Source organism: Micromonospora sp. WMMC264, assembly GCF_027497275.1.
Classification (GTDB): Bacteria; Actinomycetota; Actinomycetes; order Mycobacteriales; family Micromonosporaceae; genus Micromonospora; species Micromonospora chalcea.
Map to the genome: position 1 here is coordinate 5,035,951 of NZ_CP114907.1, position 17,234 is coordinate 5,053,184.

General features: G+C 72.7%; 14 protein-coding genes. 9 read left to right on the forward strand and 5 right to left on the reverse strand.

Features of this window, described 5'->3' with window-relative positions:
- Positions 1 to 630, reverse strand: a complete 630-nt coding sequence (locus O7542_RS21940) for an MBL fold metallo-hydrolase (RefSeq protein WP_281605154.1) — start codon at positions 628 to 630, stop codon at positions 1 to 3.
- Positions 631 to 754: 124 nt separating this feature from the next.
- Here O7542_RS21940 and O7542_RS21945 point away from each other — a divergent pair, with 124 nt between their 5' ends.
- On the forward strand, positions 755 to 1,756 hold the full coding sequence (locus O7542_RS21945) for a DUF4349 domain-containing protein (protein WP_209959989.1): 1,002 nt from the start codon (positions 755 to 757) through the stop codon (positions 1,754 to 1,756).
- On the opposite strand, the gene O7542_RS21950 is transcribed toward O7542_RS21945, so the two are convergent.
- Together O7542_RS21950 and O7542_RS21955 are read right to left on the reverse strand one after the other, a co-directional pair.
- On the reverse strand, positions 1,713 to 2,972 hold the full coding sequence (locus tag O7542_RS21950) for an amidohydrolase (protein ID WP_043326724.1): 1,260 nt from the start codon (positions 2,970 to 2,972) through the stop codon (positions 1,713 to 1,715). The genes O7542_RS21945 and O7542_RS21950 overlap by 44 nt on opposite strands.
- A 595-nt stretch (positions 2,973 to 3,567) precedes the next feature.
- A complete protein-coding gene (locus O7542_RS21955) occupies positions 3,568 to 5,151 on the reverse strand; it encodes a methylmalonyl-CoA mutase family protein (protein ID WP_043326726.1) in 1,584 nt (527 codons plus the stop codon).
- Positions 5,152 to 5,354: 203 nt separating this feature from the next.
- On the opposite strand from O7542_RS21955, the gene O7542_RS21960 reads away from it, so the two are divergent.
- Together O7542_RS21960 and O7542_RS21965 are read left to right on the forward strand one after the other, a co-directional pair.
- Positions 5,355 to 7,376 carry a serine/threonine-protein kinase gene (locus O7542_RS21960; protein WP_043326728.1) on the forward strand — a complete coding sequence of 674 codons (2,022 nt, stop codon included), beginning with the start codon at positions 5,355 to 5,357 and terminating at the stop codon, positions 7,374 to 7,376.
- 49 nt (positions 7,377 to 7,425) lie between these two features.
- Entirely contained in the window at positions 7,426 to 9,090 is a 1,665-nt protein-coding gene (locus O7542_RS21965) for a phospho-sugar mutase (RefSeq protein WP_104113237.1), read from the forward strand.
- Positions 9,091 to 9,176: 86 nt separating this feature from the next.
- Here O7542_RS21965 and O7542_RS21970 read toward each other — a convergent pair whose 3' ends face one another.
- Both O7542_RS21970 and upp read right to left on the reverse strand, forming a co-directional pair.
- Positions 9,177 to 9,851 carry a GPP34 family phosphoprotein gene (locus O7542_RS21970; RefSeq protein ID WP_281605155.1) on the reverse strand — a complete coding sequence of 225 codons (675 nt, stop codon included), beginning with the start codon at positions 9,849 to 9,851 and terminating at the stop codon, positions 9,177 to 9,179.
- Between the two features lie 100 nt (positions 9,852 to 9,951).
- Complete coding sequence (gene upp, locus O7542_RS21975) at positions 9,952 to 10,584, reverse strand: uracil phosphoribosyltransferase (RefSeq protein WP_043326733.1); 633 nt, start codon at positions 10,582 to 10,584, stop codon at positions 9,952 to 9,954.
- A gap of 136 nt (positions 10,585 to 10,720) precedes the next feature.
- Between upp and deoC the strand changes: the two genes are divergently transcribed.
- The 6 genes from deoC to O7542_RS22005 all read left to right on the forward strand — a co-directional run bounded on the left by deoC (position 10,721) and on the right by O7542_RS22005 (position 17,227).
- Positions 10,721 to 11,680: a deoxyribose-phosphate aldolase gene (gene deoC, locus O7542_RS21980; protein ID WP_030501215.1), complete on the forward strand. Its 960-nt coding sequence runs from the start codon at positions 10,721 to 10,723 to the stop codon at positions 11,678 to 11,680.
- A gap of 5 nt (positions 11,681 to 11,685) precedes the next feature.
- Complete coding sequence (locus tag O7542_RS21985) at positions 11,686 to 13,116, forward strand: aldehyde dehydrogenase family protein (protein WP_281605156.1); 1,431 nt, start codon at positions 11,686 to 11,688, stop codon at positions 13,114 to 13,116.
- Entirely contained in the window at positions 13,109 to 13,933 is an 825-nt protein-coding gene (locus O7542_RS21990; protein ID WP_064447630.1) for an aldehyde dehydrogenase family protein, read from the forward strand. The genes O7542_RS21985 and O7542_RS21990 overlap by 8 nt, the downstream gene beginning before the upstream one ends.
- A gap of 472 nt (positions 13,934 to 14,405) precedes the next feature.
- The gene (locus O7542_RS21995; protein WP_281605157.1) at positions 14,406 to 14,960 is read left to right on the forward strand and encodes a BlaI/MecI/CopY family transcriptional regulator; all 555 of its coding nucleotides are present in this window, start codon (positions 14,406 to 14,408) and stop codon (positions 14,958 to 14,960) included.
- Positions 14,961 to 14,969: 9 nt separating this feature from the next.
- Positions 14,970 to 15,875, forward strand: a complete 906-nt coding sequence (locus O7542_RS22000; protein ID WP_043326742.1) for a M56 family metallopeptidase — start codon at positions 14,970 to 14,972, stop codon at positions 15,873 to 15,875.
- Positions 15,876 to 15,979: 104 nt separating this feature from the next.
- Positions 15,980 to 17,227: a cytochrome ubiquinol oxidase subunit I gene (locus O7542_RS22005; protein WP_166455836.1), complete on the forward strand. Its 1,248-nt coding sequence runs from the start codon at positions 15,980 to 15,982 to the stop codon at positions 17,225 to 17,227.
- Positions 17,228 to 17,234 lie beyond the last annotated feature (7 nt).

Consider the following 17,234-nt stretch of genomic DNA (forward strand, 5'->3'; position numbering starts at 1 on the left):
TCAGACGTCGATCCGGGTGCCCGGCTCCAGACGGCGGTAGTCGGTCTTGGACAACGCGGTGTACTGCCGGTCCAGCACGCCGAGGCCGTTGCCGTTGAGCAGCGCGTCGTGCAGCGCGTACGCCCGGCGCGGGGCGACCGCGCGGATGAAGTCGACCACCTCGGAGAACTTCGACCAGGGCGCGTGGATCGGGGCGAACAGCGTGTCCACCTGCACGTCGTCGGGGACGAACAGCGCGTCGCCCGGGTGGTAGAGGACGTCGGCGAACAGGTAGCCGATGTTCGGGATCACCGGGATGTCCGGGTGGATGACCGCGTGCTGCCCGCCGTACGTCCGCACCGGCACTCCGGCGACGGTGAGCGACTGCCCCGGCGAGACGGTGACGAGCGCCTCGGCGGCGTCGCCGAGCACCCCGGCGAGCGAGGCCGGGCCGTGCACCGGCACCGGCCGCCGCTCCAGCGCCCGGGTGAGCGCGACGACGTCCACATGGTCCGGGTGTTCGTGGGTGACGAGCACCGCGTCCGCCCCGTCCAGCGCCTCCGGCTCGCTGAAGCCACCCGGGTCGACGACCAGCACCGCCCCGTCGTGCTCCAGCCGGAGACAGGAGTGCGAGTACTTGGTGACGTGCATCGTGACTCCTCGCATACCGAATCGTGATGTCCTCAGCGCAGTCTGCCGGAACCGGCGCGACCACGCGCCACGTCCGAGGTATCGGTCCCGGTGGGCGGGGCCGCCGACGATCGGAGTACGGGGAATGGGTGGACGACGGTTCCGGGGCCTTGCCCTGGTGGCGGTGGGCATGGTCGCGGCGCTCGCCGTGGGCGCCTGCGGCGCGGACGAGGACAGCGGCGGCGACGCGGCCGCGCCGGCCATGGACGGAGGCGCGGCGCGCGAGCAGCCCGCCGCGGGCGGCGCGGATCGCGACCAGGCGGCTCCCGGCGGCACCGGCGGCGCGGACCTGCGGGTCGACCAGCGGTCCATCATCTACACCGGGACGATGCAGATCCGGGTGGACGATGTGGAGGCCGCGTCGCGGGAGGCGGTCACCGCGGTGACAGCGGCCGGTGGGTTCGTCGGCGGCGACCGGCGGTCGAGCCGCTCCGCCGAGGCCCGGGCGGTGCTGACCCTGCGGGTGCCGGCGGACAAGTTCGCCGGTGTGATCGACCAGCTCGCCGGCCTCGGCCGCCAGGAGCGCCGGGAGATCCGCACCGAGGACGTCACCGAGCAGGTGGTCGACCTGGACGCCCGGATCGCCACCCAGCGGGCGCGGGTGGAGAGCGCCCGCAAGCTGCTCGCCCAGGCGAGTTCGGTGGACGAGCTGGTCCGGCTGGAGAACGAGGTGGGCAGCCGTCAGGCGGACCTGGCCGCGCTGGAGGCGCGCAAGCGCCGGCTGGCGGACCTGACCGCGCTCTCCACCATCACCGTGACGTTGCTCGGGCAGGACGCCAGCACCGCCGAGGAGGAGGCGGATCTGGGCTTCCGCAGCGGGCTGGACGGCGGGTGGACGGCGTTCCGGGCCTCGGCCCGCATCGCGCTGACCGTGCTCGGGGCGGTGCTGCCCTTCGCGGTGGTGATCGGCGTACCGCTGTGGTTGCTGCTCCTGTGGCGGCGCCGGCGGGCCCGGCGGACGCCGCCGCCCGGCCCGGGCGCGATGCCGCAGCCGGGCCTGGGCCCGATGCCGCCGGGCCCGGCCGGTCCGGCCGACGCTCCGGTCAGCGCGCCGCCGCCAGTGCCCGCAGCGCGGTCTGGACCATGAGGCGTACGCCCGCCTCGATGGCGCGCTCGTCCACGTCGAACGAGGCCCGGTGCAGGTCCACATTGGGCCCGCTGCGGCCCACGCCGAGGCGGGCGAGCGCGCCGGGGACGTGCTCCAGGTACCAGGAGAAGTCCTCGCCGCCCATGCTCTGCGGCGTCTCGGCGATGCCGTCGGGGCCGAGCGCGGCGGCGGTGGCGGCGGTGAGCACGCCGATCGCGCCGGCGTCGTTCGTCACCGGCGGCCGGCCGCGCAGGTATTCCAGATCGACAGTGGCGCCGGTGGGCGCGAGCACGTCCCGCACCACCTGAGCCACGATCTTGGGCGCCTCGTCCCAGGTGTCGCGGTCCATCACCCGCAGCGTGCCGGCCGCGCACGCCTCGGAGGGGATGACGTTGTAACGGGTGCCGGCCGAGGCGTGGCCGAACACCAGCAGCAGCCCGCTGTTGGCCGGCACCCGGCGGCTGATCAGGGTCGGGACCTCGGTCACCAGCCGGCCGAGCGCGTCCACCAGGTCGACTGTCAGGTGCGGGCGGGCGGTGTGTCCGCCCGGCCCGGTGAGCCGGACGGTGACGTTGTCGGCGGCGGCGGTGATCGGGCCGACCCGCAGGCCGACCTTGCCCACCGGCAGGTTCGGGTCGCAGTGCAGCGCGAAGATCTGCACCACGTCCTCCAGACCGCCGGCCTCGATGACCTCCAGCGAGCCGCAGGGCAGGATCTCCTCGGCCGGCTGGAAGATCAGCCGTACCCGGCCGTCGAGCTGGCCGATGTCGGCGAGTTGGGCCAGCAGCATGCCGACGCCGAGCATCACCGACGTGTGCACGTCGTGGCCGCAGGCGTGGCAGACGCCCTCCACCGTCGAGCGGTACGGCACGTCCTTCGGGTCGTCCAGCGGGAGCGCGTCGATGTCGGCGCGCAGCGCGATCACCGGGCCGTCCGGGCGTCCGTCGATGTCGCAGATGACGCCGTTGCCCTTCGGCAGCAGGCGCGGCTTCAGCCCGGCGAGGGACAGCTCGCGGTGCACCAGGGCGGCGGTCTCGAACTCCTCGCCGGACAGTTCCGGGTGGGAGTGGAGGTGCCGGCGGGTCGCGATCAGGCCGGGCACGCGCAGCGCGAGGAGATGGTCGAGCTCGAAGGGCAGGGGCTGGGAACCGGTCGGCGCCTCGGGCCGGGACGACGCCAGCGGGCCGCCGGAAGGCAGCGTCAACGCACTCGTCACGTCGAATTCTCGATCACTAGAGATGGATGGATCATCGGGTAGAACAGCAGACAGCCTAGACCTCCGGCGGTGACGCTGCGCAACATCTTTCGCGTAGCGGTCGGACCGCGCAGCGTCACGAATGCCCTGGTGAGAGTGCTCGAATATCTGCGGGACAGCAGGTAGATCACGGTCGGAGCCCGTCATCCGCCTCCCACCTCCTACAACGCGTAACCGTTTCAACGGCCACTAATATCCGGGCCGCTGTTCCGAATTGTCGCATTAGTCACGGCAATTAACCGCCGCTCGGACAATTGCGCGACAACTGTCGGCTGCCGGAAGACTCCCGACGGTGACATGACCGCCCGGCCGTCGACCGCACAGGCTGTCCGTCCCGTTCATCCGATCCGGTTACCCGAATCGCCGAATCGCACACGCGCGGCACCGGGCGCCACCGCCCGGCCACCCGCCGTGACCGGCCGGGCGCCGTCGCCCGGGAGGGGACCAACGGTACGCCTCAGCGTCCCCGTTTGCCCAGTTCAGACCACTACCGGACGCACGACGGCGGCCCGCGCCGGGCACCTGCGTGCGCCGACGGGACCGCCGCCTGAAAACGTCAGAACCGATCGCTCGGCCGGTAGATCCCCCACACCTCGCGCAGCGTGCCGCACACCTCGCCGACGGTGGCCCGGGCGCGCAGCGCCTCCTTCATCGGATAGAGCACGTTGGCGTCGCCCTCGGCTGCGGAACGCAGCTCGGCCAGTGCGCGCTCCACCGCGCCGGAGTCCCGCTCGGCGCGCAGCCGGGCCAGCCGCTCCCCCTGCGCCGCCTCGATCGCCGGGTCCACCCGCAGCGGCTCGTACGGCTCCTCCTCGTCGATCTGGAACCGGTTGAGGCCGACCACCACCCGCTCACCCGAGTCGATCTCCTGGGCGATCCGGTACGCCGACTGCTCGATCTCGCGCTTCTGGAAACCGGCCTCGATCGCGTCCACCGCCGAACCGTGGTCGAACACGCGGTCCATCAGCTCGGTGGCCGCCGCCTCCACCTCGGCGGTCATCGCCTCCACCACGTACGACCCGGCGAACGGGTCGACGGTGGCGGTCAGGTCCGTCTCGTACGCCAGCACCTGCTGGGTGCGCAGCGCCAGCCGGGCCGCCTTCTCGGTGGGCAGCGCGATCGCCTCGTCGAAGCTGTTCGTGTGCAGCGACTGGGTGCCACCGAGCACCGCGCCGAGGCCCTGCACCGCCACCCGGACCAGGTTCACCTCCGGCTGCTGGGCGGTGAGCTGCACGCCGGCGGTCTGGGTGTGGAACCGCAGCATCATCGACTTCGGGTTCTTCGCGCCGAACTCGTCACGCATCAGCCGGGCCCAGATGCGCCGGGCCGCGCGGAACTTCGCGACCTCCTCCAGCAGCGTGGTGCGGGCCACGAAGAAGAACGACAGGCGGGGCGCGAAGTCGTCCACTGCGAGCCCGGCGGCGAGCGCCGCGCGGACGTACTCCACGCCGTTCGCCAGCGTGAACGCGACCTCCTGCGCGGGCGAGGCGCCGGCCTCGGCCATGTGGTAGCCGGAGATCGAGATGGTGTTCCACTTGGGCACCTCGGCCCGGCAGTAGGCGAACGTGTCGGCGACCAGCCGCAGCGAGGGCTTCGGCGGGAAGATGTACGTCCCCCGGGCGATGTACTCCTTGAGGATGTCGTTCTGGATGGTGCCGTTGAGCGCCGCCCCCGGCACGCCGTTCTCCTCGGCCACGAGCTGGTAGAGCAGCAGCAGCACCGAGCCGGGCGCGTTGATCGTCATCGAGGTGGAGACCTTGTCCAGCGGGATGCCGCCGAACAGCGTGCGCATGTCCTCGATGGAGTCGATGGCGACCCCGACCTTGCCCACCTCGCCGTGCGCGATCGGGTCGTCCGAGTCGTACCCCATCTGGGTGGGCAGGTCGAACGCGACGGACAGGCCCATCGTCCCGGCGCGCAGCAACTGGTGGTACCGCGCGTTGCTCTCGGTCGCGGTGCCGAAGCCGGCGTACTGTCGCATCGTCCAGGGCCGGGAGGTGTACATCGTCGGGTAGACCCCGCGGGTGTACGGGAATTCGCCCGGCTCGCCCAGCCGGGCCTCCAGGTCCGCCGGAAGGTCTGCCGCCGTGTAGACGCCCTGGATCGGGAAACCCGACTCGCTTGACCGCGCATCGCTCATTACCGGATGGTAGGACGCGCTGACCGCCTGGTGGGTGAGGGATACCGCACACCTGGCCACGGCACACCACCGGAGGTGAGCAACCGGCCACATACCGTCGAGTAGGTAAACGCCCGCCGCGTCGGGTTTCGCATCGGGCGTCGGAACCAGCAAGATAGAGGGGTTGTGTCCCAGCCCCCTCGATATCCCCCGGTGGCTTTTCTGTGACTCAGATTCCGACGTGGAGCGGCGGACCGGCCAGTCCCCCCACTGGACGCGCGGCGCCCGGCACCACCATCGGTGGTCGCTACTCGCTGCGCTCCCCGGTGGGCAACGGAGGCATGGGCACGGTCTGGCGGGCCACAGACACATTGCTGCGCCGCGACGTGGCGGTCAAGGAGGTCGTCCTCCCGCCGGGGCTCGCCCCGAGCGACCGCGACGCGCTCTACGAACGGACGCTGCGGGAGGCCCGCGCCGCCGCCGCGATCCAGCACCCGGCCGTGGTGCAGGTCTACGACGTGGTCACCGAGGGCGGCCGGCCGTGGATCGTGATGGAGCTGCTGGACGCCCGCAGCCTCGCCGACATGGTGATCGAGGACGGGCCGGTCGCGCCGCGCGCCGTCGCCAAGATCGGCATCGCGCTGCTCGGCGCGCTGGAGGTGGCGCACGCCATCGGTGTGCTGCACCGCGACGTCAAGCCGGCCAACGTGCTGATCTGCTCCGACGGCCGCTGCGTGCTCACCGACTTCGGCGTCGCCCGGATGCCCACCGACGTGCAGCTCACCACGCCGGGCATGGTGCTCGGCTCGCCGCACTTCATCTCCCCCGAGCGGGCCATGGGCCAGGAGTTCGGGCCGCCCAGCGATCTGTTCTCGCTCGGCGTGACGCTCTACACAGCGGTCGAGGGCCGTCCCCCGTTCGACAAGGGCGACCCGATCGAGACCATGCACGCCGTGGTCGAGGACCCGCCCGCCACGCCGCAGCGCAGCGGCCCGCTCACCGGCGTGCTGATGGGGCTGCTGGAGAAGGACCCGGCCCGCCGGATGGACGTGCACCGGGCCCGCGCCAACCTGCGCGAACTGCTCGCCGGGCCGCTGACCAGCACCGCCACCGCGGTCAACTCGGTCACCGACCCGTACGCGGTGGTGCCGGTGCCGCGCCCGACCACGCCGCCGGCCATCGCGGCCGAGCCGAAGCCGAGCGGCCAGATCGGCGGTCGGGCCATGATCGGTCCGGACGAGTCGCTGACCGACCGGCTCGCCGCGCTGCGCCGCGGGGAGCGGCCCGCCGGCGAGAAGCCGGCGGCGGGCGACGCCGCGCTGGACGAGACCAGCGCGGACGCGCTGGCCGGCCCGCTGCACACCCCGACCGGCGCGATGTCCGGGCCCGCGCCCGAGGCCACCCAGCGCATCTCGCCGGACGCCACGGTCCGGCTCGGCCAGGGCGCCGGCGCGGACGCCACCCAGCAGGTGCCGACCACCCAGCCGGTCTACGGCCGTGCCGCCGACGCCACCCAGCCGGTGTACGGCGGCGGCAACCAGTGGTCGGTGCCCGGCACCGGCCAGCCGTGGACCACGCCGGCCACCGCTCCGGCCGCCGGTGGTGGCGGCGCGCTCGGCTCGGCCAAGGGCCTGCTCGGCCGGATCAAGGCGTGGCCGCGCAAGGTCCAGCTCGCCGCCGCCGGTGGCCTCGCCGTGGTGCTGCTGGTGAGCGTGATCGCGCTGACCAGCGGCGGCGACGACACGCCACCGCCGATCGTGGGCACGCTGCCGTCGAACTCGGCCGCCGCCGCGCCCGAGATGCAGGAGCAGACCGTCAAGGGCGTGACCATCCAGGTGCCGAAGGGCTGGCAGCGGCAGACCGGCGGCCTCTACGTCGACTACGTCGACCCCGAGGACGAGGGCCGCAAGGTGCGGGTGATCGCCGAGCCGTGGGGCGGCACCTCGATCAGCTGGGCCGAGTTCGCCTCGCGGAACCTGAACAAGAACAGCGCCAAGAGCAAAACCTGTCCCGCCCCATACACCGAGGTGTCGGTTTCCGAGCAGCCGCTCGCCGGGCAGACCGCGGGCCAGCTCGAATACACCTGCGGTGAGGGTGAGTCCATGCGTCACGGCATCTGGCGGGGCGTGGTCAAGGACGGCAAGGTCTACTCGTTCTACCTCTCCTCGACCGACGCGCGGTTCGCGGAGAGCAAGCCGATCTTCGACGCGATGGTCGGCTCGTTCCAGCTCACCGAGGCGAACTGAGTCGAGGCCGACGGCCAGTGGTGATCCGCCGCCGTGCTATCAAGAGGCAATGGCGGCGGAAACCACTGACCTAGACGACCTTCGCGTCCGAGCCGAGCGCTGGCTCGCCGACGACCCGGACCCGGCTGACCGCGACGAGCTGCGCGCCGTCCTGGACGGGCTGCCCGGCACGGCGACCGACCTGGCCGACCGGTTCGCCGGCCCGCTGACGTTCGGCACCGCCGGACTGCGCGGCCCGCTGCGCGCCGGGCCGAACGGCATGAACCTCGCCGTGGTCACCCAGGCCGCCGCCGGGCTCGTGCGCTGGCTCGCCGCCCAGGGCGGCGAGGGCCCGCTGGTGATCGGGTACGACGCCCGGCGCGGCTCGCTGGCCTTCGCCGAGCGCACCGCCCAGGTGGCCACCGGCGCGGGCCGTCCGGCGCTGCTGCTGCCCCGGCCGCTGCCCACGCCGGTGCTGGCGTTCGCGGTCCGGCAGCTCGGCGCGGTCGCCGGGGTGATGGTGACCGCCAGCCACAACCCGCCGCAGGACAACGGCTACAAGGTCTACCTGGGCGCGCAGCTCGGCGGTGAGCTGGGCGCGGGCGCGCAGATCGTGCCGCCCGCCGACGCCGGCATCGAGGCGGCCATCCGGGCCGTCGGCCCGCTCGCCGAGGTGCCGCTCGGCCCGGCCGGGCAGGTGCTCGGCGACGACCTGGTGGCCGCGTACGTGGAACGGGCCGCCGCCGTGGTGGACCCGACCGGGCCGCGCGACCTGAAGGTGGCGTACACGCCGCTGCACGGGGTGGGCGGCGCGGTGCTGACCGCCGCGTTCGCGCACGCCGGGTTCGGCGTGCCGGGCGTGGTGCCGGAGCAGGCCGAGCCGGACCCGGCGTTCCCGACCGTCAGCTTCCCCAACCCGGAGGAGCCGGGCGCGGTGGACCTGCTCGTCGCGCTCGCCGACCGCACCGGCGCGGATCTCGCCATCGCCAACGACCCGGATGCGGACCGCTGCGCGGTGGCCGTACGCGACGCCGGGTCCTGGCGGATGCTGCGCGGCGACGAGGTGGGCGCGCTGCTCGCCGACCACCTGATGCGACGTGGCGTGACCGGCCTGTACGCCACCACGATCGTGTCCTCGGCGCTGCTGCGCGCCATGACGGCGGCCCGGGGGCTGCCCTACGACGAGACGCTCACCGGGTTCAAGTGGATCGTCCGGGCCGGCGGCGGCCGGGAGCCGCTCGTGTACGGCTACGAGGAGGCGCTCGGCTACTGCGTCGCGCCGGAGCACGTACGCGACAAGGACGGCATCACCGCCGCGCTGACCGTCGCCGAGCTGGCCGCCGGTCTGAAGGCCGAGGGCCGTACGCTCCTCGACCGGCTGGACGAGCTGGCCGCCGAGTTCGGCGTGCACCACACCGAGCAGCTCTCGGTCCGGGTGGAGGACCTGCGGGTCATCGCGGACTCGATGGCGCGGATCCGGGCGGCCACCCCGACCGCGCTGCTCGGGCAGCCGGTGACCGAGGCGACCGACCTGCTCCCCGACGCGGACGTGGTGATCCTGCGCACCGGCGCGGCCCGGGTGGTGATCCGGCCGTCCGGCACCGAGCCGAAGCTCAAGGCGTACCTGGAGGTGGTGGAGCCGGTGACCGGCGGCGACGTGCCGGCGGCCCGGCAGCGCGCGCGTGCCGCCGTGACCGAGCTGCGCAACGAGATCGCCGCCGCCCTCGGCCTCTGACCGGGTGTAAGGAAGGGCCCCTTATTAACGCCTCGCGTTAATAAGGGGCCCTTCCTCTACCGGAGGCGTTAAGAGGGGGCCCTTCCTTACCGCTTGCCCAGGGCGGCGTCGACGGCCTGGCCCAGCGCGGCGATGACCAGACTGATCGACGGGCGCACCACGCTGTCGTCCAGGCTCACCGAGCCGGAGAACCCGGCGCCGGCGGCGATCTCCTCCAGGCGGCGCCCGGCGTCCTCGGCGGCCGGGCCGGTGAGGCCGAGCGCCGGCTCCATGCGCAGCACCGCGACCAGCGTGGCGAGCGCGGCGGTCCGCTCGTCGGGGAGCTGCCCGCTGGTCAGCGCTTCGGCCAGACGCTGCCGGATGTCCGCCTCGACCGAGGGGTCCGCCACCGGGTAGCGGTGCACGTGGATGAAGTCCAGCTCGGTTTCCTCCACGTCCCGGACCACGCCCCGCCCGCACAGGTCGGTGAGGATCCGGTCGCGCAGCCCGTGCCGCAGCCGCTGCACCCAGGACGAGGGTGTATGCGGGGTCTCCGCGGCGATCTTGGCGAGTACGGCGTCGGCGATCGGCTCACCGGTCGGCGCCGGATCGATCACCGCCAGGTTCCCGTCCGCGTACGCGAGCCGTCCGGCCAGGGCCAGCTCGACCAGCACCGCCGCGGCCATGCCCAGGTCAAGGCTGATCCGCGGCATGGTGGCCTTGCCGGTTTCGTCGTCGTACGCGAGGAGCAGCAGCTCTTCGGCGAGCGCAACACCAGTCATGGCCCGGAACGCTAGCGCCTCCCCGCACCCCCGCGCACCAACTCGCCGGGGCAGTCCGGTTCCCGGTGCGGAGGGCCGCCCCTCCGCACCGGGACCGGCCTCAGAAACGGGGCATGCCGCCGAACTGGCGGTCGCCGGCGTCACCCAGGCCGGGGACGATGAACTTCGAGTCGTTCAGGCCCTCGTCGATCGAGGCGGTGACCAGGCGCAACGGCAGGCCGGAGCGCTCCAGCCGCTCGATGCCGACCGGCGCGGCCAGCACGCACAGCACCGTGATGTCGGTGCAGCCGCGGTCGGCGAGCAGCCGGCAGCAGTGCTCCAGCGAGCCGCCGGTGGCGAGCATCGGGTCGAGCACCAGCACCGGCAGGCCGCTGAGGTCGCGCGGCAGCGACTCCATGTACGCGCGGGGCTCGTACGTCTCCTCGTCGCGGGCCAGGCCGACGAAGCCCATCGACGACTCGGGCAGCAGGCCGAGCGCGGCGTCGGCCATGCCGAGACCGGCCCGCAGCACCGGCACCAGCAGCGGCGGGTTCGCCAGCCGGCTGCCTTCGGTGGCGGTGACCGGGGTCTGGATCGAGTACTTCTCGACCGGGAAGGAGCGCGCGGCCTCGTACACCAGCATGGTGGTGAGTTCGCGCAGCGCCGCCCGGAACGACGACGAGTCGGTCCGGGCGTCCCGCATGGCGGTCAGCCGCGTCTGGGCGAGCGGATGGTCAATGACGGTTACGTCCACGATCGCTCAACCTACCGCTCCGTGGACCGGCGCACGGTGGGTGCGGCCCGACCAGCGACCCCGCTCACGTACGACGCTCGCAACCCGTTCACCGTGACCAAGATCACAGGACTCGCGAGTGCGTACTATTCGGGGCATGACGGCGACAACGACGTCGGCCCGGTCGGATCTCTCCGAGCTGGGACGATCCGAGACCGCTCTGCGGACCTTCCTGCACGGCCTGCCCGGCGTGGACCAGGTCGGCGCGGAGCAGCGGGCGGCGCAGCTCGGCACCCGCTCCATCAAGACCACGGCGAAGGCCGAGGCGATCGACCTGGCGATCCGGATGGTCGACCTGACCACCCTGGAAGGCGCGGACACGCCCGGCAAGGTGCGGGCGCTGGCCGCGAAGGCGCTGCGCCCCGACCCGGCCGATCCGAGCTGCCCGCACGTGGGCGCCGTCTGCGTCTACCCGTCGATGGTCCCGTACGTGGCCGAGGTGCTGCGCGGCAGCGGCGTGCACCTGGCCAGCGTGGCGACCGCGTTCCCGTCCGGTCAGGCCCCGCTGGAGATCAAGCTCGCCGACGTGCGGGCGGCGGTCGAGGCCGGCGCGGACGAGATCGACATGGTGATCAACCGGGGCGCGTTCCTGGCCGGGCGCTACGCCGAGGTCTACGACGAGATCGTGGCCACCAAGGAAGCCTGCGGGGACGCCCACCTCAAGGTGATCCTGGAGACCGGCGAGCTGGCCACGTACGACAACGTGCGGCGGGCGTCCTGGCTCGCCATGCTCGCGGGCGGCGACTTCATCAAGACCTCCACCGGCAAGGTCCCGGTCGCGGCCACCCTGCCGGTGACGCTGGTGATGCTGGAGGCGGTCCGCGACTTCCGCGCCGCCACCGGGCGTCAGGTCGGCGTCAAGCCGGCCGGTGGCATCAAGACCACCAAGGACGCGATCAAGTACCTGGTCATGGTCAACGAGACGGTCGGCGCCGACTGGCTGAGCCCGGACTGGTTCCGGTTCGGCGCGTCGAGCCTGCTCAACGACCTGCTCATGCAGCGCACCAAGCTGACGACCGGCGTCTACGCCGGCCCCGACTACTTCACCCTGGACTGAACGCGATGTTCGAATACGCACCCGCCCCCGAGTCCCGCTCGGTGGTGGACATCAAGCCCTCGTACGGGCTCTTCGTCGACGGCGCGTTCGTCGACCCGGCCTCCGGCGGCAGCTTCAAGTCGGTGAACCCGGCCTCCGAGGAGGTGCTGGCCGAGATCGCCGAGGCCGGCGCCGACGACGTGGACCGCGCCGTGCGCGCCGCGCGGACCGCGTACGAGAAGGTCTGGGGTCCGATGCCGGGCCGGGACCGGGCCAAGTACCTGTTCCGGATCGCCCGGCTCATCCAGGAACGCTCGCGCGAGCTGGCGGTGCTGGAGTCGCTGGACAACGGCAAGCCGATCAAGGAGTCCCGCGACGTCGACCTGCCGCTGGTCGCCGCGCACTTCTTCTACTACGCGGGCTGGGCGGACAAGCTTCCGCACGCGGGCTTCGGCCCGGACCCGAAGCCGCTCGGCGTGGCGGCGCAGGTCATCCCGTGGAACTTCCCGCTGCTCATGCTGGCGTGGAAGATCGCCCCGGCGCTGGCCGCCGGCAACACGGTCGTGCTCAAGCCCGCCGAGACCACCCCGCTGACCGCGCTGCTGTTCGCCGAGATCTGCCAGCAGGCCGACCTGCCCTCCGGCGTGGTCAACATCGTCACCGGCGCCGGCGACACCGGCCGAACGCTGGTCGAGCACCCGGGCGTGGACAAGGTCGCGTTCACCGGCTCCACCGAGGTGGGCCGGGCCATCGCCCGCTCGGTCGCCGGCACCCGCAAGAAGCTCACGCTGGAACTGGGCGGCAAGGCCGCGAACATCGTCTTCGACGACGCGCCGATCGACCAGGCCGTCGAGGGCATCGTCAACGGCATCTTCTTCAACCAGGGCCACGTCTGCTGCGCCGGGTCGCGGCTGCTGGTCCAGGAGTCGGTGGCCGACCGGGTGCTGGAGTCGCTCAAGCGCCGGATGGCTCAGCTCCGGGTCGGTGACCCGCTGGACAAGAACACCGACATCGGCGCTATCAACTCGGCCGAGCAGCTCACCCGCATCCGGGAGCTGTCCGACGCCGGGTCCGCCGAGGGCGCGGAGCGCTGGTCGCCGCCGTGCGAGCTGCCCGAGCGCGGCTTCTGGTTCGCGCCGACCATCTTCACCGGCGTCACCCAGGCGCACCGGATCGCCCGCGAGGAGATCTTCGGCCCGGTGCTGTCCGTGCTCACGTTCCGCACCCCGGCGGAGGCCGTCGAAAAGGCCAACAACACGCCGTACGGGCTGTCGGCCGGAATCTGGACCGACAAGGGTTCCCGGATCCTGTGGCTGGCCGACCGGCTGCGCGCGGGAGTGGTGTGGGCGAACACGTTCAACAAGTTCGACCCGACGTCGCCGTTCGGCGGCTACAAGGAGTCGGGCTACGGTCGCGAGGGCGGCCGGCACGGGCTGGAGGGGTACCTCAATGTCTGAGCGGGTCGCGGTACGCAAGACGTACAAGCTCTTCATCGGCGGGAAGTTCCCGCGCAGCGAGTCGGGACGGTCGTATCTCGTGCAATCCGCGAACGTGTCTCTTGCCTCCCGGAAGGACGCGCGGGACGCGGTAGTGGCCGCCCGCGCCGCGGTGAAGGGCTGGGCCGGGGCGACCGCGTACAACAGGGGTCAGATCCTCTACCGGGTCGCCGAGATGCTGGAGGGCCGGCGCGAGCAGTTCGTCGCCCTGGGCGTACCGGCCGACGAGGTGGACGCCGCGATCGACCGCTGGGTCTGGTACGCGGGCTGGTCCGACAAGCTGTCCCAGGTGTACGGCGGCGCGAACCCGGTGGCCGGCCCGTACTTCAACCTGTCCGCGCCGGAGCCCACCGGCGTGGTGGCGGTGGCCGCCCCCGAGGAGCCCGCGCTGCTCGGCCTGGTGAGCGTGATCGCCCCGGCGATCGTCACCGGCAACACGGTCGTGGTGGCCGCCTCCCCGGCGGCGCCGCTGGCAGCGGTGACGCTGGCCGAGGTGCTCGCCACCTCCGACCTGCCCGGCGGGGTGGTCAACATCCTCACCGGCCGGCTGACCGAGACCGTGCCGACGCTCGCCGCGCACATGGACGTCAACGCGATCGACCTGACCGGCGTCACCGACGCCGAGCTGGCCGCCGACCTGGAGATCAAGGCCGCGGAGAACCTCAAGCGGGTGCTCCGGCCGGCCCCGGCCGACCACGACTGGTACGCCGATCCCGGCATCACCCGGATGACCACGCTGCTGGAGACCAAGACGGTCTGGCACCCCAAGGGCGTCTGACAGACGGCAGTCCGGTCCCGGCCCGAAGTGGCGGCACACCCTCCCGGGTTGCCGCCACTTCCCGTTCCCGCTCTTCCCGCGAGCCGTCGTCGACCGCACCCGCAGCCGAGCAAGATCGACACCAGTACGGCGAAGTGGTCACATCAACCCGCCCCGAATGCCACCACCTCCCCGAACTGGCGTGGATCTTGCCGAGGCGCCCACCCCGAGGCCAGCACGATCAAGACCAGATCCCCGAGAGGGCCGCGTCGACCGACCCGGGACTGCACCACTTCCCCGAGGCGGAGTGGATCTTGGCGGGGCCGTCCGAGGAGAGCTAGATCGACACCAGTACGGCGAGGTGGCTGCATCGAGCCGCCTCGGACCACACCACCTCCCCGAGCTGGTGTTGATCTTCGGGGGCGAGGGGCGGGGACTGGAACCGGGGACCGGGGCGGCGGAGAGGGTCTACTACCGGGGGTAGGATTGGTGGGTGACTCGGCTGGGGGACCTTGAGCGTGCGGTGATGGACGTGCTGTGGGATGCGGCACCAGCCGCCTCGGGCGGCGTGACGGTGCGCGAGGTCGCCGACGCCCTGGACGGCCGCGAACTGGCCTACACCACCGTTATGACCGTGCTCGACCGGCTCGCCGGCAAGGGCATGGTGCAGCGCGAGCGGGAGGGCCGCGCCTGGCGTTACCGCCCCGCCGCCACCCGCGAGGCGCACATCGCCCAGCTCATGCTCGAAGCCCTCGATCTCGGCGGCAGCCGGGACGCCGCGCTGGTGCGCTTCGCCCGCTCGGTGACCGGCACGGAGGCGGACGTGCTCCGCGCCGCGCTCAGCGCCGAGGCCGGGGCGACCCGACCCGCGACCACCGAGGCCGGGACGACAGGCCCCGCGACCGGAGCGACCGCCGAGACCGCCGAGACCGGGACGACCGTCGAGACCGGGACGACCGGGCCCGCAACTGTCGAGGACGGACCGACCGGCCGGATCGAGGACCCCCGGCCCGGTCGGCCGGCGCTCGACGAGGCGACGGACCGGTAGGCGGCCGCCGTGGCGTACGCCCTGCACTTCGCCGCGACCATTCTGGCCTGCTGGCTGACCGCGCAGGTCCTCGCCGCCGCGCGCTGGACGTGGCGCGCGCCCCGGGTGGCGATCCTGTGCTGGCAGGCGGTCGGGCTGGCGCTCGGCCTGTCGGCCATGGGGTTGCCGATGGCGCTGGGCCTCGACGTCTACGACCGGGCGACCGGGTGGGCGCTGCTGGCGCTGGCCGACGACCTGGCCCACGGCACGCTTCCGGCCGGTGTGGGCGCGGTGCACCTCAGCCTGGTCGGCGTCGGTCTCGGCATCGGCGTGGTGCTGCTCACCACGACGGTACGCAGCCTGCACGGCGCGGTACGCGCCCAGCGCCGGCACCGGGAGCTGCTGCACCTGGTGGCCCGGCGTGACCCGACGGTGCCCGGCGCGCTGGTGCTGGACCACCCGAGCGCTGCGGCGTACTGCCTGCCGGGGGTGCGGCCCCGGGTGGTGGTGAGCGCGGGCACGCTCGACCTGCTCGACCCGGCCGAGCTGGCGGCGGTGCTCACCCACGAGCGGGCGCACGCCCAGGAGCGGCACGATCTGGTGCTGCTGCCGTTCACCGCGTTGTGCCGGGCGCTGCCCTGGTTCCAGTGGGTGCGGGACGCGCACGCGCGGGTGGCGCTGCTGGTCGAGATGCGCGCCGACGACAAGGCCCGGGAGCTGCACGCGGACGCGCCGCTGGCGGGCGCGCTGCGCCGGTTCGCCGCCGCCGAGCACCGGGTGCAACCGGCCGGCACGCTCGGTCTCGGCGACCGCGACCTGGACGTACGGGTGCAGCGGCTGCTCGTCGCGGACCGCCCGCCGCGGGTGCTCGGCGCGATGGCGCTCGCCGTCGCGGGCACGCTCGTCTCCCTGCCGTTCGCCCTGTTCCTGAGCTGATCTCGCCCCCCTAAGGGACTTCTCCGGGTTCGCACACCCCTATAGGTAGTGAAGCTACGTGTAGGTTGACTACGACAAGAGAGTCGACCCATGGGAGGACGACAGTGGATCCGCTGCTCCTCGCCCGCCTCCAGTTCGCCACCACCACCTCGATCCATTTCCTGTTCGTGGCGGTCACGCTCGGCCTGGTCACGCTGCTGGTCGGGTTGCAGACGGCCGGCTTCCTCACCGGCAAACCGGTGTACGAGCGGCTGACCCGGTTCTGGGGCCAGCTCTACGTGATCAACTACGTGCTCGGCATCGCCACCGGCATCGTGATGGAGTTCCAGTTCGGGCTGAACTGGAGCGGGCTGTCGCGCTACGTCGGCAACGTGTTCGGGGCGCCGCTGGCCATCGAGACGCTCGTGGCGTTCTTCCTGGAGTCCACGTTCCTCGGCATGTGGATCTTCGGGTGGCATCGGCTGCGGCGCGGCGTACACCTGGCGCTGCTCTGGGGCGTGGCGATCACCGCGTACGCCTCGGCGTTCTGGATCATGGTGGCGAACGCCTGGCTGCAGAACCCGGTCGGGTACGAGGTCCGCGACGGCATCGCCCACCTCACCGACTTCGGCGCGCTGCTCACCAATCCCACGTTCGGCATGGCGTTCGGCCACGTGATCTCGGCGAGCCTGGTCACCGGCGGCCTGCTGATGGCCGCGGTGAGCGCGTGGCACCTGCTGCGGCGTACAAGCGACTACGCGCTGTTCCGCACCTCGCTGCGCCTCGGCCTGGTCACCGCGGCGCTAGCGGTCAGCACGCTCCAGGGCTTCGGCTTCGCCCAGTTCGGCCCGGTCGCGCAGCTCCAGCCGACGAAGTTCGGCGGCGGGCCGGAGCGCGACGCGCTCGTCGCCGACTGGACCGCGCGGTTCGGCCCCGGCGACTGGGATCCGCCGGTGCTCTCCAACGTCGGCCTCGGCTTCATGATCCTGATCGGCTTCACGCTCGGCGCCCTCTGGCTCCTGCTGCCGCTGCTCTGGCGCGACTGGATCATCCGGTTGCGGTTCCCGCTCTGGCTGATCCTGCTCGGCCTGCCGCTGCCGTTCGTGGCGATGCTGCTCGGCTGGATCGCCCGCGAGGTCGGCCGCCAGCCCTGGGCCGCGTACGGGCTGCTGCCCACCGCGCAGGCCGTCTCCCCGGTCTCGCCGGGGCTGATGCTCGCCTCGCTGATCGGGTTCAGCCTGCTGCTCGGCGCGCTCGCGGTGACCAACTGGACGCTGCTGGCCCGGCACGCCGCGCGCGGCGCGCACGACCCCGCCCTCGGCCGACCGCCCGCGCCCGACACCGACCCCCACCACCAGCCCGTGCTCGTCTGAGGGAGCC

Excerpts from the sequence above, each read along its gene's own strand:
- O7542_RS21940 (WP_281605154.1), bottom strand. The coding sequence starts at position 630 with ATGCACGTCACCAAGTACTCGCACTCCTGTCTCCGGCTGGAGCACGAC.
- O7542_RS21945 (WP_209959989.1), top strand. The coding sequence starts at position 755 with ATGGGTGGACGACGGTTCCGGGGCCTTGCCCTGGTGGCGGTGGGCATG.
- O7542_RS21955 (WP_043326726.1), bottom strand. The coding sequence starts at position 5,151 with ATGAGCGATGCGCGGTCAAGCGAGTCGGGTTTCCCGATCCAGGGCGTC.
- O7542_RS21965 (WP_104113237.1), top strand. The coding sequence starts at position 7,426 with ATGGCGGCGGAAACCACTGACCTAGACGACCTTCGCGTCCGAGCCGAG.
- O7542_RS21970 (WP_281605155.1), bottom strand. The coding sequence starts at position 9,851 with ATGACTGGTGTTGCGCTCGCCGAAGAGCTGCTGCTCCTCGCGTACGAC.
- deoC (WP_030501215.1), top strand. The coding sequence starts at position 10,721 with ATGACGGCGACAACGACGTCGGCCCGGTCGGATCTCTCCGAGCTGGGA.
- O7542_RS21985 (WP_281605156.1), top strand. The coding sequence starts at position 11,686 with ATGTTCGAATACGCACCCGCCCCCGAGTCCCGCTCGGTGGTGGACATC.
- O7542_RS21990 (WP_064447630.1), top strand. The coding sequence starts at position 13,109 with ATGTCTGAGCGGGTCGCGGTACGCAAGACGTACAAGCTCTTCATCGGC.